Source organism: Endozoicomonas sp. 4G (assembly GCF_023822025.1).
Classification (GTDB): domain Bacteria; phylum Pseudomonadota; class Gammaproteobacteria; order Pseudomonadales; family Endozoicomonadaceae; genus Endozoicomonas_A.
Genome location: NZ_CP082909.1, coordinates 2,767,195 through 2,786,049, shown reverse-complemented (window position 1 = coordinate 2,786,049; position 18,855 = coordinate 2,767,195). Strand labels below are relative to the sequence as shown.

4 protein-coding genes are annotated in these 18,855 nt (G+C 49.6%); 2 read left to right on the top strand and 2 right to left on the bottom strand.

Annotated features, from left to right (window positions below; translation table 11 throughout):
* Positions 1-105: 105 nt before the first annotated feature.
* A complete protein-coding gene (locus tag K7B67_RS10780; protein ID WP_252180335.1) occupies positions 106-1,773 on the top strand; it encodes a C2H2-type zinc finger protein in 1,668 nt (555 codons plus the stop codon).
* A 38-nt stretch (positions 1,774-1,811) separates the two neighbouring features.
* Positions 1,812-2,987, top strand: coding sequence for a diacylglycerol kinase family protein (locus K7B67_RS10775; RefSeq protein WP_252180334.1), 1,176 nt, complete (start codon positions 1,812-1,814; stop codon positions 2,985-2,987).
* Here K7B67_RS10775 and K7B67_RS10770 read toward each other — a convergent pair.
* Both K7B67_RS10770 and K7B67_RS10765 read right to left on the bottom strand, forming a co-directional pair.
* Positions 2,981-10,909, bottom strand: a complete 7,929-nt coding sequence (locus K7B67_RS10770; RefSeq protein WP_252180333.1) for an AAA family ATPase — start codon at positions 10,907-10,909, stop codon at positions 2,981-2,983. The genes K7B67_RS10775 and K7B67_RS10770 overlap by 7 nt on opposite strands.
* A gap of 153 nt (positions 10,910-11,062) precedes the next feature.
* Positions 11,063-18,766 carry an AAA family ATPase gene (locus tag K7B67_RS10765; RefSeq protein WP_252180332.1) on the bottom strand — a complete coding sequence of 2,568 codons (7,704 nt, stop codon included), beginning with the start codon at positions 18,764-18,766 and terminating at the stop codon, positions 11,063-11,065.
* Between the last annotated feature and the right edge of the window lie 89 nt (positions 18,767-18,855).

Genomic DNA, 18,855 nt, shown 5'->3' with positions numbered 1-18,855 from the left:
TACCGTCAGTGTAGATTCAGGCGATCTGTTTTTCCTCCGACCTCTCTCCAGATTTTGACTAACCTGACTTCTCAATAAACATTTCAACGACTGGTAAGCCAAGCTTTGTTATCTAAAAAATCATTCATTTTGACCTTGGCCGTTGCCTTTTCTATGCATTGCTCTAACGGCCATGCTCAGGAAAATAACCAACCCACCCGGATAAGGCTTCTACCTGACGAAAGTGAAGAGAGCGAGAGCATTGAATGGTGGGAGTTGCAGCAAGAACCCGAGGCGAACCACAGTGATATGCCACAAGTTTGCCTGGGTGATGACATCCTCTTAAAGCCAGATACTGGCTATTGCTTTTCTCCTGACCCCGGCGTCGAAGCCAAGGCTTACCGTCGGGCTGCTGCTGATGATGGTTCTGGCAGTCAAGACAGCGACAACCGTTCAAACGACGACGAAACGGATGCTGAATCTGATGCCGAATCTGATGTTGAGTATATAAACACGACACTTGACCCTTTTCCAATATCACATGAAATCAGTCAGTATTGTGAAACGCTGATACTGAAAAAGATTAAGCAGGAGCCCGTTTCAGACAGTGAAATGCCCACTGAATCAGGGGCCGGCGTGACAGAAACGGACTCTGTTAACCACCCGGAATTTGCCTCATCTGCTTACCGCACCGACCACATAGGCACTCTGAAAGCGCACGAACAGACCCACCTGTCTGCCTACCAGAGACCCAAGAGACCCAGGGTGCACCAGTGTGGCCATGAGGGCTGCAACTACATCACCGACCACATGGGCAATCTGAAAGCGCACGAACAGACCCACCTGCCTGCTGACCAGAGACCCAAAAGACCCAAGAGACCCAGGGTGTACCGGTGTGACTGTAAGGGCTGTAACTTCATCTCTGACCGTAGGAGCTATCTTTATATGCACAAACGGGCCCACCTGTCTGCTGACCAGACACTCAATGTGCACCACTGTGATCATGAAGGCTGCAACTACAGCGCCGTCCGGAAGAGCAATCTGAAAAGGCATAAACAGACCCACCTGCCTCCCGACCAGAGACCCAAGGTGCACCAGTGTGACCATGAGGGGTGCAACTACAGCACTGGCTACAAGAGTCATCTGGAAGTGCACAAACAGACCCACCTGCCTGCGGACCAGAGACTCAAGGTGCGCCAGTGCGATCATGAGGGCTGCAACTACGGCACCAACCGGTCGGGAGATCTGAAAAGGCACAAACAGACCCACCTGTCTGCCGACCAGAGACTTAAGGTGCACCAGTGTGATCATAAGGACTGCGACTACAGGACTGGCCGGTCGGACGATCTGAACAAGCACAAAAAGATCCATTTGCCTCCCGAACAGAGACTCAAGAGACCCAGGAGACCCAAGAGACTTAAGGCACACCAGTGTGACCATGATGGCTGCAACTTCAGCGCCGACCGCATGAGCAATCTGAATACGCACAAACAGACCCACCTGCCTATCAGCCAGAGACTTATGGTACTCCCATGTGACCATGAGGGCTGCAACTACATCACCGACCGCACGGGCAATCTGAACATACACAAACAGATCCACCTGCCTCCCCATCAGAGATACACGTTACAGTGTGACCATGAAGGCTGCCACTACAGAACGAGTCACTCGGGCCATCTGAAAAGGCACAAACAGACCCACCTGCCTAGACCCAAGAGGCCCAAAAGGAAAGCGTACGAGCAGCTACCATTTAACGAGAAAAGGTTGCCAGGAGAAAACGGTCCTGGCAATTAATGAGTTTGATCTGGTGACGAGAAAGGGGATGGTTTACTGTGAATAGTCGAGTTTCTTATTCATATGTTCTGCTGCTATTTGTATTGCTTATTCCTGTAAACGGATTTGCAGAGATACGCCATGCCTGCTTTATCGTCAATCCTGCCAGTAATAATGGTAAAGGTTGGAGGGTTTGGGACAGAATTGAAGAAGCGGTCGACCAGTACTACACAGCAGTTGGCTCACAAGACCAGGCTGCAGCTGCGCTACAAGCAACATATAACGTTTTTTTTACAGAACATGCGGGTCATGCAACGGAACTGGCAATGCAGGCATATCTGGACTGGCAACAGATGCAATACGATCAGGAAGATCAGTTATTGATTGTTGCTGTTGGTGGCGATGGCACTGTCCATGAGATGGTTCAGGGTCTTGAAGGTCAACCACAAGTTGTTTTTGGTGTTATACCGGCGGGTAAGGGAAACGACATAGCGAATACACTCCGATTGAGAAAACCGATGCATGCCCTTCGAACATTGGTTTATGGCACTCCTATGCCTTTTGGTGCCTACAAAATTGAAGGTTGTGAAAGCGGCGGTTGCGAGCAGAAAACGGTTCTGGCAGTGAATGAGTTTGAGCTGGGTTTGATGACCCGGATGAAAGAAAAGCAAGACGATCACAACAGTGGTGAACGACCAAGCCGACTGCTGAGATACTCTCCCGCAAGTATGGCCTATCCAATGTTAGCCATCAGTACAGCAATGAGCTGGAATACACCCATGGTCAGGTGTCGTTTTGATCGTGGATGGTATGATGATATCCCCTTGCATTTTCTGGCAGGGGGGACAGGGCCGACGGTAGGAGGCGGAGTTAGCCTTCATAACGATATGGGTCCGTCCAATTTCTTTGGAAGTCTGATTTATAATCAGGATAGGACTCACCCCATTTGGACACTTATTCAGATTACCATGGAGACAAGCACGCACCTCATTTGGAGACTTATTAAGATGACCATTGGGAGATTATACTATTGGTCAGGTATGCAGCGGCTTTGCTTTACTCAACTGAATATTGAAAACGAGATGGAGACACCTTTGTCTATACAGGTCGATGGTGATGTTTTACTGCAAACACCCGCACAAGTAACCTGGCTGAGGGGATTGTTCCAGTTTATGAGGCCTCCCGTACTTGGAGAACTCGGTCATGCCCTGATGGATCTCGACGAAGATCACTGATCCAACGACTCATACATCGAATCCATATTTATGCTGTTGGCAAACTCCTCGGCAATCCTTGTCATCTCATTGGATCTGAGCACCAGAGCATTACTGGCTTTGAGTGCCTCTCGTAAGTAAGCATCATCAACAAATTCCTCTATAGCACCGCCCGAAGTTTCATGCATCATGGCATAGAGCTCTTCTGGTGAGGATGGGTCATGGGCTCCATAGTGGCATTTATTCCTGAAAGGGAGATAGATAGGGGCATAGCTGCCCCAACAATAGGTTAAGCCACCGCCTTTCAAGTGTGTCACTTCATACAGGTAATGGCTGAAGGCCTGTCGAATCGATTGTCGACAATTCTCTTTTAAATCATCGAAAGGTTTTTTCTCCTCATACGACACCATGAGGGAGTTTAGAATAGGTCTGTAGCTGCTTTCGATCTCAGCCCTTTTTTGCTCATATTCTTTTCTTGCTACGACGACCGTATTGTTAGCAGGTATTGACTTGTAGTAATGCCTAAAATAATCGTCGTCACTCATTGGTGTCAGGTCATCTTTGGGTTTATCCAATGATTTCAAAGCATCCAGGTATTGTTTGCTCACTGCTTTATATCGATTGATTTTTTCAACTATCTGCTGCAATTCCGGGCTGTTCTCAATTTTTCGTTGAATCAGGGCTTCGACCTTTTCGTGGATCGCTAGGCGCCCCCAGGCAGGACGCGCCAGGATAATGACCGGACGGTGGTTGGCATTGCCAGATGTTAACTGTTGAAATGCCGGCTGTTGCCCCAGTATTCGTTCTATATTCGGAATGCCCTCAGGTTTGTCCGTCCAGGCGATCCCCATAGAGGGGCTGACAATGTTATTTTGAAGGGATAACGAAAGACCATCATGACGATGAGTGACGAAAAGAGGGTTGTATTTTTTGAAGCTTTCATAAGTCAACTGCCATGGTTGACTGTTTGTTTCCCTGGAAAACAGTGTCTCGTACCACTTTTTCAGGCAATGTGTGGCTTCAGCCCTCAGTTCATCGACATCTTTCAGACGCATCAGTAGCTTATGATGTTCTCTGGCTTTTTCCATGTCGGTGTCATAGGAAGGAGGTGGATTCAGCCAACCCAGTTCCAGAGCTTTACGGGCAAATTCAATAACCGGAAGTTGCGACAAGTCGCCGTCTTCCAGTATATCAATCATTGAGCTCAACCACCGGTGAGGGCTTGCTCCGGCCTGATCAATCATTTTTGAATGGAGCAGCTTGAGTGGTTCACTGACCTCATCTTTATCACTGCTGGACAAAATGTGTTTGACTGCCTCCGACATCGGGTGACAGGCAAGATGTCGATCGCTGTAAAGCATACCACCAATCAATTGTTCCTCTTCATCGCTCAATGACTCTGTCGTCTCCAATAATATTGAGACACCCACGGAAAAACTGGCTAAATCTTTTTCCTGCCAAAGCGCCATTACCGCTTCAAAAGTAGTCAGATGGGTTGTTGGCAATGCACTGTTTGTTTCAAGGGCTTTGTTCAATTCCTCAAGAGTCATGTCATAGACTTTAGCCACAGCCTTTAGTTGTCCGGAATCAGCACCACTCAGGAGATCCCTGATCCTTTTTGACTCAGCACCAGAAACACTGAACTGTCTGGTGGGCTGGAAGACAGGCAGGATTTTTGTTGCCTCGACAGGCTCCCCGCCCAAATGCACAGGCTCCCAGCTTTGGCCGCCATCCAATGAACACTCTGCAAAGGCGTGAATACGGTTAGCAATTTGCCGACAGGGAATTCCGAAATAACGACACAAAACCACAAAAACAGGCACGCGATGACTACAGTTCCCCTGCCGCTGTTTGACGAGGAATTCAAATAAAGGTTGATTGTCCTCCGGCTTGGCATCACCGGAAAACCCTAGACAGTAGTCCCTGATCGCCTCCATGCGTTGCTGCGTGTTTTGGGCGTCATTTATTCTCTGCAAAGGCCTCTGTATTTTGGAGGGTTGATCGCCAATGTTTTCAAACATTGAGTTCAGTAATTTTTTCATATTTTCTGAACAGCAGGCGTCAAACCATGTTGATGGTTCTGGCCGGGTTCGTATTTTTTTGCCCGGTTTTATGCATTCTACGACGTAGGCAAGCTTGATATTTCTGGCTGTGGGCTCATGCAGCAGCAGTGAGTGAAGCCCGGTATGCAGGTCCCTGAACAGGGTAAACTGAACTTCGGGTTCTACACGCATAGCCACAATACGCTCATCTTTCTTCAGGCTCGGCAACGGATATCGACCATTATCCAATCCCCATTCCGGTTGCCATTCAAAGGTCGCCAGCGTTTGATTTTTGGCTAATGTCACTTCCTGGTCATGTTCTGGTAACCGGGCTGGTATAAGGACTTCGGTTCCCTCAATGGACAGATGACTAATATCGATCTCTTTGATCTCGCCCTCAGGAGTCACATAAATATCCTCTGCCAGCCAGCGATAAATCGCGGGAGAATGGTCAGGCAACTTAAAAAGGATATGATGGTCAACTCGTTCTATAGCCTGATTCTGATAGTTCGTTGACCGATCTAATGCCGGAGCCTCTTTTTCGTAGTCTTGTGGATTGTATTTTTCAGGAGCCTTATCACTACCCATAGTCGTCAACGCTTTATCCACGGGCTTTGGCTTGTACTGTTCAGGGGCCTTATCACTACCCGTAGTCGTCAACGGTTTATCCATAGGTTGTGGCTTGTACTGTTCAGGAGCCTTATCACTACCCGTAGTCGTCAACGGTTTATCCATAGGTTGTGGCTTGTACTCTTCAAGAGCCTTGTCACGGCTGGTAGCGGATGCTTTGTTAATGAAATCGTAAACCAGATGCTCCGTCACATCACTGAGCTGACGCCAAAACGCAGTCCACCATTGAGCGCCATTGGCGTACCATGCACTTATCTGCCGATCCGCCTCATTAAGGTAAGGCCGGTTAGCCGATAATTTCAGTGTTTGTTGCTGTTCTTCCGTCATGGGAAAGACGCTATTAGCGTCCACGCCCGTCTTGCCAAACCTATGAGCAAACCAGCATTGCTGCCAGTGTCGGTACAGTCCCCCGGTGAGTATATCGTCTGACTCACCCGGTTTCAGGGGTAGACCGGATGCCTGCCACTGAGTCTGGGCCACACTTTTGATGATTTCTGCTTTGGCTTCCTCTGTATTCAGCTGGTCCTTAAAGCAAATTTCATGGTGTATTTCATCGGTACTATTGCGATCACTGCGTCGTATCAACCATGGACGATTCATGCCCGATGTTTTGTTGAACCAATGGCACAGCTCGGAATGAAACTCTCCCCTGCCCATGGCGAGAGCCGATGACTTGGGCAGTTTCTCCAGTGATGTTTTGGCGGCCATCAAATATAGCCGGTAGTGCTGATTGAAACATTGGCTAAGGCTTTCTTGACTAAAAGCGCCCCCTCTCACGACGGCTCTGGCGACATCCTGTAAATCACCACTGGTGGGTCGTAACGGCAGATTTAGCTTTTCTAGCTGACCCCTTAATTGACAATGCAGCTGGCTCAGCTGTTTAGCCACGTTTTTCCCCTCCGGGCTCTCTGGCAATATTTTCTCAGCAATGGCCTGCAACTCTGTCGGGTTGTACTGGCGGATCGGCAAATGTCGAAAACGTCCTTTCAGCGCCGGTGATAAGGGTTTTCGCCCGCTGTACTGGGGTGGGTTGATGGTGGCAAACAGGTGAAAACCCGGATGGGCGTCACCGGCCAGAATATCGTTTAACTCACCTTCCAGATGCTGGCTGTCGATCAGGTTCAGTTCTGAAATCACCACGATCCCGCCTTTGTCTTTTGCCTTCTGGATTGTTTTACACACTTCGTCCCAGGAGCAATCACAGGCATTCAGGTAAAAGACTTTCGGCATCAATTCATGCCGTTTCTCAGCCTCTTTTCTGACACTTTTAATCATCAGGTCCAGCGTAACATCCTTACCCCGCCCCGCCGGGCCTTCTATCAGTGTCGCCTGTCTTCCGCCGTGTTTTCTGTCGTGATGATGAGCCTGCTGAGCGCGGCTTAAATCCTGTCCAATCTGTTGTACCAGTTCACAGACGGCTGAGCCGGAGGTATCAAAGTCAGGTTGAATTTCTTGGGTGACTGCTCTGAAGGTCTTCTGAATATCGGGCAGGGTATGATTATGCACTCTGTCTCTAAGGGTGTTGTCCGTCTCATAATGGGCAGCAAACCAGATATCCAGTGCCGTCAGGGCGTCCTGATGAGCCTCGCTGATTTCAGGCCCCAGTACATCCCGAAAACTTTGTTGGATCAAACCATGCACTTGTTTGCAGTTAACAAGGTCACCTGCGGATAACGAACGATCAAGATACCAGCCCACCCAACTGCAGATATCCGTCATATCCCTGGGGGTAAACTCATGCTCTGGCAACAGTTCCTGATAAAATTGCCAGAGTGCCATCACACTCCCGGTGGCACTGCGTGCAATGTCGTCTATTTCAGACTCTCTTAGTTGAGAACCCGCCAGCTGCCGTTGTTGTAAATGATTGACCAGGGCCGGTTCCACAACTCTGTCCCTGAGGAATGCCTCGTCTAACTTTGGGTAGTAAGCCTTGGGCAGTTTCTCTTTCAGGGCCGGGTCCAGCTGGCGTCCGGCGTAATCATCCGGGTTACCGGTAAGAATTACCCGGTGTTTTGCGCTGACCGGGACAGGGTGACCATCCACATAGATGCAGGGTTCCGGTTCCCATAAACCATTTAGGGACGCCAGTAATCCGGTTTGAGCCAGATTGGCTTCATCCAGCACCAGCGTAAGGTATTCACCGTCTTTATCGGATCGAGCTCCGGCCCATTTCATCAGCATCCGGTTTTGCTGCATCATAGAGCGGTCGCCATCGGCCTCTTTTTTCCATTGCCAGCGTTTCATCAGGGTTTGTTCGCTGTCAGAAGGGCCAAGGGACAGCACCGTAGCCGGTCCTGAAGTCTTCGCCATTTTGGCAGAGAAGTAACTTTTCCCGGTGCCGGTTTCCCCCTGCAGGAAGATAATCGGAGAGTCTGCAAGCCGGTCATGGAGTCGGGATAATCGGCGGCTTTCACGATCCTGCTGACTGATCTTACCCTGATAAAGATCCTCGGCCAGTGCTGATAAAGGCTTATCATCAGCTAAAGGCTTATCATCAGCTAAAGGCTTATCATCAGCTAAAGGCTTATCATCAGCTAAAGGCTTATCATCAGCTAAAGGCTTATCATCAGCTAAAGGCTTATCATCAGCTAAAGGCTTATCATCAGAGCCTTGCAATACCAGTGTTTCAGACAGTCGATGTTTTATACGTTCAATGCCTTCTGTTTTAGACTTTGCTGTTCTGGCCATTTGAAAACAATCGCTGGCCAGCGCGTGAATAGCATCGGATCGGGTCTGCCCCGGTGGTAAAGTTAATTGCCAGCCAGCAGCCAGTGCATCCTGCAAACGTTTAATCTGTCTTGATGGCCTGATGGGTAACATTTGATACTTTTTTACTGTCGCCGGCTTGACTTTTAACTGATGCGCCACGGCCTCTCGTTGATAGTCAGGCCCATGGGCCACGATCATGGCACAGAGGCTGTCCAGAGTTTCGAATTCATCTACTAGCGATAGAAATGGTTTTTCATAGGACAGTTGTAAATCTCTATTAAATACTATCGGGTCACATGCTCTGGCCAGTGACCACAGGTTCTGCTTCACAAAGGCACTATCCAAACGGGAAGCCCTGCTAACGATGGCCGTTAATTGATCTGGGTCAACCGAAGCGGCTTGATCATCCAGCTTTTCATGAGCATCCGGCAATAACCGCCAACAGGCCACTTTCATAAAATCCCGCACGGTTGGATGCTGACGAGTACCATGGGTAATGGTGCTATCGATAGCCTTGCGCCAGTGGCGGGGTAAAAGCTGCAGAGACTTGTCCTCCTGCTGTGCCCGCCGGGCAGCCAGTATCAATTGATTCAACAAGGCTTCGGTCATTTTGGGCAAGGGGTTACACAGGCTGCCAGGGACGGTTTCAAAGGCTTCGTAAAGCTTATTAAGCGCTTGCTCTGGCAGTTCAGCACGGGAGAGTTCATGCTTACCTGCATTGACCTCCCAGAGATCGACGTCGGGACACGGCTCACCTGTGGCAACCAACGAATTGAATAGGGTCGATGGGCTTTTTGCAGACTCAGGCCAAAGTATTGTGACCTGAGCCTGTGGGTAGGCCTGCAAATGGCCATTCACCGGCAGGGGTTGCCCGGCAGCCAGAGGTTCCAGAAGCTGCTGAAGGGTTGGATTCGTTTCCAGCCCTCGGAAGACCACCGGTTTACCCGCAGTTAATGCCTCCTGCAACTTACTTTCACATCGTCCAAAACGAGCCTTTTGTTCCGAGGTGATATGGATATTATCAAATAGCTGGCTAAAGCTGGTCTGGTCATTGACCTGAATGACCAGAGGTGCCTCTGGGTGACTCTTTACCCAACTATTCACCCAATGACTGGCCTCGGCATGTTGCTGATAAGTCACTGCATTAAAAGCAGAGTGAACTCTAACGTTGGACGGTGGGTGCGTATCGTTTTCTGTCAGTCCAAGGGCTTGGGGCTGCTGTTTTGAATGAGCTACCTGAAGTTGGGGCTCCAGGCCGGTCGTCTCGCGAATCGTTTGCAATGAACCCAACAAACGAAACCAGAGTGTCTCAGAGAGGGGAGAGGTTATGGTGACGACACCACCCGCCCGAACCTGTTCCAACAGGCTGGTGTTAGGAACTGCATAGCCTTCCGGGGTAATGGCAGTGGTATTCAGCCATTGGCTGATATTACTCTGGTTGATGATGATCGGGTTTTGTGATGCGGGCTCTTTAGACAGACTTTGGAACAGTGAACGAAGCTCATCCTTCCCTACCGACATCTGATAAAACTGAACATCGTCGGGTAACTGGCAGACTTTACCATTGCTCTCAAAGCACCTGTGCGCCAGCATCTGTCGAATCGTTTGTTCAAAGGCCAGGTCTTGCCAGTCGGCTCCTTTCAAAATCACCCGTTGCCCGGCTCGCAATGACTCAAGCCTGCCGGGTATGTGCTGGATTCGTCCCTTTTGATCGACGCCAGGGCTGCCCAACAACAGCTGTCGCCAATTGCTGTGCAAGTGGCAGTCAATAATAACGGTAGTGTCGTCGTCCATAGCACTTTCGGCAGGGGGGAGTTCAGCCAATAACAGCGGAACCTTATCGATCTCCATCGACGGGGCATCGCCTGTTTGAGCCTCGAACTGCCAGGTATTGTCCGGTCGATTAATCCGCCGCCAGAAATCAGCACCAGGGGCATCGTCACGTTGGCCAACTGATGCCAGCTGCTTGGGGTCTGCCAAAACCAACAGCGAAACATGCTCGCCCAGAGGGCGTTTCTCGTGGCTGACTCTGTCGTACAAACAGGGATTATCCGGGTCTAGCAGATCGTTAAATTTCGGCAGCTCCTCGCTGGTAAGCTTGCGGATATCCATCACCAGGGTCAATGGCTGTGAGCCTTCAAACAGTTTGCCTGAACTCAGCGTATGGCGACCCGCTTCGGAAATACTTAACCGGCTTACCAGGTTAGCCTGTGAGAGGTCATCGGGGTGGGAAATAACCGTGACATCCTGATTGCCATCGCCAGTCTGGTCAGCCAAAAGCTGTCGAACCTCATCATCATTGGCGACAAAACGAAAGTCGAAGGCATGAGATGACTTTTGGCACGGGGTGTCCGTTGAGGATACGGTTCTTGCTTTACCAGTGGGCACCTCTGAGGATGGCGATAGTTTCAGGCTGGACACTGCTTGAGCGTAGGCTTCTACCTGTTTTACCTGCTTTGCCTCCCCATTTGCCGGTAAATCCAGCCTCGCCCTCTTGGGTGGCACATTAGTGCCATACTCGAGATTGCGTTTGTTTACGTTCCCACCAATCTGACCATCCATAGCCAATCTCTCTCCTGTTATCTGAAGAACTGCATTGAAATTGTTTAATGCTATGACCTTCAGACAGGAAGAAAGTTCTATGATGAGTACGTCACTTCAATGAGTTTGATGTGAACAATCTACGTTCATCCTGAGCGGAGTTTGGGAATTACATTAGACATCCAATGACTCACAAATCGAATCCAGATTCACGCTGCTGACAAACTCTTCGGCAATCGTTGTCAACTCATCGGATTTGAGCACCAGGGCGTTACTGGCTTTGAGTGTCTCTCGTAAGTAGGCATCATCAACAAATTTCTCAAAAATACTGCCGTCAATTTTAGACATCATGGCATAGAGCTCTTCTGGCGAGGATGGGTCATGGGCACCATGGCTGTATTCATTCCCGACGCGAGTACCGCTCCAACAATAGGTTAAGCCACCGCCTTTCAAGTGTGTCATTTCATACAGGTAATGGCTAAAGGCCTGTTGAGTCGCTTGTTGACATTTCTTTTTTAAATCACTCAAACGTTTTTTCTCCTCATCCGGCACCCTGAGGGACTCTAGAGCAGAGCTGTAGCTGCTTTCGATAACACACTTTTTTTGCTCATATTCTTTTCTTTTTTTGGCAGCAGAACTCTCATAAGCAGCCATTGAGTCGTCGTCATGTACAACATGTACAAAATGATAGCCTTTATACGACATGAGTTGATTCAATGGTTCCAGAGCATCGCGTAATTGTTTGTTCACTGCCTCAAATCGTTTGGTTTTTTCCAATATTTGCTGCAACTCCGGGCTGTTCTCAATTTTTCGTTGAAACAGGGCTTCGACCTTTTCTCTAATCACTCGGCATCTCCAGGCAGGACTCCCCAGGATAATGACCGGACGGTGGTTCGCATCGCCAGAGTTTAACTGTTGAAACGCCGGCTGGTGCCCCAGCATTCGTTCTATATTCGGAATGCCCTCAGGTTTGTCCGTCCAGGCGATCCGTATGGATGGGCTGTCAATGTTATTTTTAAGGGTTAACGAAAGACCACCATGAGGATGAGTGATAAAGAAAGGCTGTTTTTTTTGGAAGCTTTCATAAGTCAACCGCCATAGTTGACTATTTGTTTCCCTGGACCACAATGTCTTGTGCCACTTTTTCAGGCAACGTGTGGCTTCGACCCTCAGTTCATCGACATCTTTCAGACGCGTCAATAGCTGACGATGTTTTCCGGAACCCATACTGATGTTATAGGTTGGAAGTGGATTCAGCCAACGCGATTTCAAAGCTTTAAGGGCAAATTCAATAACCGGAAGTTGGTTCAAGTCACTGCCTTCCAGTGTAAGAAACATGGAGTCCAACCACTGGTGAGGGCTTGCTCCGGCCTGATCAATCATTTTTGAATGGAGCAACTTGAGTTGTTCAGTGACCTGATCTTTATCACTGCTGGACAAAATGTGTTTCATCGCCTCCGACATCGGATGATAGGTGCATCCATCGCCACGTATACCACCAATCAATTGCTTCTCTCTATCGCTCAATGACTCTGTCTGCAATAGCATCGAGACACCCACGGAAAAACTGGCTAAATCTTTTTCCTGCCAAAGCTCCTTTACCATTTCAAAAGTAGTCAGGTATGTTGCTGGCAATGCACCGTTTGTTTCAAGGGCTTTGTTCAGTTCCCCATGCGTTATGCCATAGACTTTAGCCAGAGCCTTCAGTTGTCCGGAATCAGCACCGCTCAGGAGATCCCTGATCCTTTTTGACTCAGCACCAGAACCACTGACCTGTTTGGTGGGCTGGAAGACAGGCAAAATTTTTGCCACCTCGACAGGCGCCCCGCCCAAATCCACAGACTCCCAGCTTTGGCCGCCATCCAATGAACACTCTGCAAAGGTGTGAACACGGTTAGAAATTTGCCGACAGGGAATTCCGAAATAACGACACAAAACCACAAAAACAGGCACACGATGACGACACCTCCCTTGCCGCTGTGTGATGAGGAATTGAAAGAAAGGTTGATTGCGCTCAGGCATAGCATCACCGGAAAACGCTTGACAATAGTCCCTGATCGCCTCCATGCGTTGCCTCGTGTTTTGGGCGTCGTTTATTTTCCGCAAAGGCTCCTGTATTTCAAACGGTTGATGGTCAATGTCTTCAAACATTGGGTTCAGTAATTTTTTCATATCTTCTGAACAGCAGTCGTCGAACCGTGTTGATGGTTCTGGCCGGGTTCGTATTTTTTTGCCGGGTTTTATGCGTTCTACGACGTAGGCAAGCTTGATATTTCTGGCTGTGGGCTCATGCAGCTGCAGTGAGTGAAGCCCGGTATGCAGGTCCCTGAACAGGGAAAACCGAAAATCGGGTGCTACACGCATAGCCACAATACGCTCATCTTTGTTCAGGCTCGGCAACGGATATCGACCATTATCCAATCTCCATTTCGGTTGCCAGTCAAAGGTCGCCAGCGTTTGGTCTCTGGCTAATGTCACTTTCTGGCCAGGTTCTGGTAACCGGGCCGGTATAAGGACTTCGGTTCCCTGTATGGACAGATGACTAATATCAAACTCTTTGATCTCGCCCTCAGGAGTCACATAAATATCCTCTGCTCGCCACCGATAAATCCTGGCACAATGGTTAGGCAACTTAAAAAGGATATGCTCGTCAACTCGTCGCATAGCCTGGTTCTGATAGTTCGTTGACCGATCTAATGTCGGAGCCTTTTTTTCGTAGTCTTGTGGATTGTATTTTTCAGGAGCCTTATCACTGCCAGCAGTCAACGCTTTCGCTTCATTCATAGGCTGTGGCTGGTATTGTTCAGGAGCCTTATCATTGCTGGTAGCGGATGCTTCGTTAATAAAATCGTTAACAAAATGCTCTGGCAGCTCGCTGAGCTGATGCCAAAACGCAGCCCACCATTGAGCGCCATTGGCATGCCATGTGCTTATCTGCCGATCAGCCTCATGAAGGTAAGGCCGGTTAGCCGATAATTGCATCGTTTGTTGTTGTTCTTCTGTCATGGGAAAGACGCTATTAGCGTCCACACCCGTCTGGCCAAACCGATTAGCAAACCAGCATTGCTGCCAGTATCGGTAAAGTCCCCCGGTGAGAATATCGTCCGACTCATCCGGGTCCAGGGAAAGACCGGATGCCAGCCATTGAGTCTGGGCCGCCCTTTTGATGATTTCTGCTTTGGCTTCCTTTGGACTCAGCTGGTCCTTAAAGCAAATTTCATGGTGTTTTTCATCGGTACTGTTGCGATCGCTGTGTCTTATTAACCACGGACGATCCATGCCCGATGTTTTGTTGAACCAACGGCACAATTCAAAATGAAACTTCCCCCTGCCTATGGCGAGAGCCGATGATCTGGGCAGTTTCTCCAGCGATGTTTTGGCGGCCATCAGATAAAGCCGATAGTGCTTATTGAGGCACCGATGAAGGCTTTCGTCGCTAAAATCGCGTCCTCTGAGAACAGCCATGGCGACATTTTGTAAAGCACGACTGGTCGGCAGTAAGGGCAGTTTTTGTTTTTGTAGCTCATCCCTCAATTTGCAATGCAGCTGGGTCAGCTGTTTAGCCACGTTTTTTCCCTCCGGGCTATCTGGCAATACTTTCTCAGCAATGGCCTGCAACTCTGTCGGGTTGTACTGCCGGATCGGCAAATGTCGAAAACGCCCTTTCAGCGCCGGTGATAAGGGTTTTCGTCCGCTGTACTGGGGTGGGTTGATGGTGGCAAACAAGTGAAAACCCGGATGGGCGTCACCGGCCAGAATATCGTTTAACTCACCTTCCAGATGCTGGCTGTCGATCAGGTTCAGTTCTGAAATCACCACGATGCCGCCTTCGAGTTTTGCCTTCTGGATTGTTTTACACACTTCGTCCCAGAAGCAATCACAGGCATTCAGGTAAAAGACTTCCGGCATCAATTCATGCCGTTTCCCAGCTTCTTTTCTGACACTTTTAATCATCAGGTCCAGCGTGACATCCTTGCCTCGTCCGGCGGGGCCTTCAATCAGTGTCGCCTGTCTTCCGCCGTGTTTTCTGTGGTGATGGTGAGCCTGCTGAGCGCGGCTTAAATCCTGTCCAATCTGTTTTACCAGTTCACAGACGGCTGAGCCGGAGGTATCAAAGTCAGGCTGGAATTCTTTGGTGACTGCGCTGAAGGTCTTCTGAATATCAGGCAGGGTATGGTTATGCACTCTGTCTCTCAGGGTGTTGTCCGTCTTATAACGGGCAGCAAACCAGATGTTCAGTGCTGTCAGGGCATCCTGATGCGTCTCGCTGATTTCAGGCCCCAGTACATCCCGAAAACTTTGTTGGATCAAACCATGTACTTGTTTGCAGTTAACACGGTCACCTGCGGATAACGAACGATCAAGATACCAGCCCACCCAACTGCAGATATCCGTCATATCCCTGGGGGTAAACTCATGCTCTGGCAACAGTTCCTGATAAAATTGCCAGAGTGCCATCACACTCCCGGTGGCACTGCGTGCAATGTCGTCTATTTCAGAGTCCGTTAGATTCCGTTGTTGTAACTGATTAACCAGAGCCGGTTCTACAACTCTGTCCCTGAGGAATGCCTCGTCTAACTTTGGGTAGTAAGCCTTGGGCAGTTTCTCTTTCAGGGCCGGGTCCAGCTGGCGTCCGGCGTAATCATCCGGGTTACCGGTAAGAATTACCCGGTGTTTTGCGCTGACCGGGACAGGATGACCATCCACATAGATGCAGGGTTCCGGTTCCCATAAACCATTTAGGGACGCCAGTAATCCGGTTTGAGCCAGATTGGCTTCATCCAGCACCAGCGTAAGGTATTCACCGTCTTTATCGGATCGAGCTCCGGCCCATTTCATCAGCATCCGGTTTTGCTGCATCATAGAGCGGTCGCCATCGGCCTCTTTTTTCCATTGCCAGCGTTTCATCAGGGTTTGTTCGCTGTCAGAAGGGCCAAGGGACAGCACCGTAGCCGGTCCTGAAGTCTTCGCCATTTTGGCAGAGAAGTAACTTTTCCCGGTGCCGGTTTCCCCCTGCAGGAAGATAATCGGAGAGTCTGCAAGCCGGTCATGGAGTCGGGATAATCGGCGGCTTTCACGATCCTGCTGACTGAGCTTACCGAGATAAAGATCCTCGGCTAGTGCTGATAAAGGCTTATCATCAGCTAAAGGCTTATCATCAGCTAAAGGCTTATCATCAGCTAAAGGCTTATCATCAGAGCCTTGCAATACCAGTGTTTCAGACAGTCGATGTTTTACACGTTCAATGCCTTCTGTTTTAGACTTTGCTGTTCTGGCCATTTGAAAACAATCGCTGGTTAGCGCTTGAATAGCATCGGATCGGGTCTGCCCTGATGGCAAAGTTAATTGCCAGCCAGAAGCCAGTGCATCCTGCAAACGTTTAATCTGTCTTGATGGCCTGATGGCCAAGGATTGCCAGGGCGCCGCTGCCTTCAGATCAATGTCCAGCTGATTCGCCATGGCCTGTTGTTGTTTTTCAGGCCCATAAGCCACGATGATAGCGCAGAGTTCATCCAGAATTTCTTCTTCGTCCGACGCTGGAAAGGGCTTTTTATACGACAGTTGTAATGGTTTATTAAGGACTGTCGAGTCAAAGGTTCTGGCCAGTGGCCACAGGTTCTGCCTTACAAACGTTCTATCTAACCGGGGAGCCCCGTTAATGATGGTCGTTAATTGATCCGGGTCAACATAAGCGGCTTGATCCCCATCCGGCTGTTTATGAGCATCCGCCTTTCCATGAGCATCCGGCAATAACCGCCAACAGGCCACTTTCATAAAATCCCGCACGGTTGGATGCTGACGAGTACCATGGGTAATGGTGCTATCGATAGCCTTGCGCCAGTGGCGGGGTAAAAGCTGCAGAGACTTGTCCTCCTGCTGTGCCCGCCGGGCAGCCAGTATCAATTGATTCAACAAGGCTTCGGTCATTTTGGGCAAGGGGTTACACAGGCTGCCAGGGACGGTTTCAAAGGCTTCGTAAAGCTTATTAAGCGCTTGCTCTGGCAGTTCAGCACGGGAGAGTTCATGCTTACCTGCATTGATCTCCCAGAGATCGACGTCGGGACAGGACTCACCCGTGGTAACCAACGAATTGAATAGGGTCGATGGGCTTTTCACAGACTCAGGCCAGAGTATTGTGACCTGAGCCTTTGGGTAGGCCTGCAAATGGCCGTTCACCGGTAGAGGCTGCCCGACAACCAGAGGCTCCAGAAGCTGCTGAAGGGCTGGATTCGTTTCCAGCCCCCGGAAGATCACCGGCTTACCCGCAGTTAATGCCTCCTGCAACTTACTCTCACGTCGTCCAAAACGAGCCTTTTGTTCCGAGGTGATATGGATATTATCAAATAGCTGGCTGAAGCTGGTTTGGTCATTAACCTGAATAACCAGAGGTGATTGTGGGTGACTATTTTCCCAACTATTTATCCAATGACTGGCCTCGGCATGTTGCTGATAAGTCACTGCATTAATAGCAGAGTGAACTTTAACGTTAGACAGATGCTTATCGTTTTCTGTCAATCCCAGGGCTTCAGGCTGCTGTTTTGTATGAGCCACCTGAAGCTGGGGTTTCAGGCCGGTCGTCTTGCCAATAATTTGCAGGGAACCCAATAAACGAAACCAGAGTGCCTCAGAGAGGGGAGAAGTTACGGTGACGACACCGCCTGCCCGAACCTGTTCCAACAGACTGGTGTTAGGGACTGCATAGCCTTCCGGGGCAATGGCAATGGTATTCAGCCATTGATTGATATTACTCTGGTTGATGATGATCGGGTTTTGTGATGTGGGCTCTTTAGACAGACTTTGGAACAGTGAACGAAGCTCATGCTTCCCTACCGACATCTGATAAAACTGAACATCGTCGGGTAACTGGCAGACTTTGCCATTGCTCTCAAAGCACCTCTGCGCCAGCATCTGTCGAATCGTTTGTTCAAAGGCCAGATCTTGCCAGTTGGCTCCTTTCAAAATCACCCGTTGCCCGGCTCGCAATGTCTCAAGCCTGCCGGGTATGTGCTGGATTCGTCCCTTTTGATCGACGCCAGGGCTGCCCAACAACAGCTGTCGCCAATTGCTGTGCAAGTGGCAGTCAATAACAACGGTAGTGTCGTCGTCCATAGCACTTTCGGCAGGGGGGAGTTCAGCCAGTAACGCTGGAACCTTGTCAATATCCATCGACGGGGCATGGTCGGTTTGTGCATCAAACTGCCAGGTATTGCCCGGTCGATTAATCCGCCGCCAGAAATCAGCACCAGGAGCATTGTCATGCTGGCCAACGGATGCCAGCTGCTTGGGATCTGCCAAAACTAACAGCGAAACATGCTCGCCCAGAGGGCGTTTCTCATGGCTGACTCTGTCGTACAAACAGGGATTATCCGGGTCTAGCAGATCGTTAAATTTCGGCAGTTCCTCGCTGGTAAGCTTTCGGATATCCATCACCAGGGTCAATGGCTGTGAGTCTTCAAACAGTTTGCCTGAACTCAGCGTATGGCGACCCTGTTCGGAAATACTTAACCGGCTTACCAGGTTGGCCTGTGAGAGGTCATCGGGGTGGGAAATAACCGTGACATCCTGATTGCCATCGCCAGTCTGGTCAGCTAAAAGCTGTCGAACCTCATCATCATTGGCGACAAAACGAAAGTCGAAGGCATGAGATGACTTTTGGCACGGGGTGTCCGTTGAGGATACGGTTCTTGTTTTACCAGTGGGCACCTCTGAGGATGGCGATAGTTTCAGGCTGGACACTGCTTGAGCGCAGGCTTCTACCTGTTTTACCTGCTTTGCCTCCCCATTTGGCGGTAAATCCAGCCTCACCCTCTTGGGTGGCACATTAGTACCATGCTCGAGATTGGGTTTGTTTACGTTCCCATCAATCTGACCATCCATAGCCAATCTCTCTCCTGTTATCTGAAGAACTGCATTGAAATTGTTTAATGCTATGACCTTCAGGCAGGATGGAAGTTCCGTTTGGAGAG

Excerpts from the sequence above, each read along its gene's own strand:
- K7B67_RS10770 (WP_252180333.1), bottom strand. The coding sequence starts at position 10,909 with ATGGATGGTCAGATTGGTGGGAACGTAAACAAACGCAATCTCGAGTAT.
- K7B67_RS10765 (WP_252180332.1), bottom strand. The coding sequence starts at position 18,766 with ATGGATGGTCAGATTGATGGGAACGTAAACAAACCCAATCTCGAGCAT.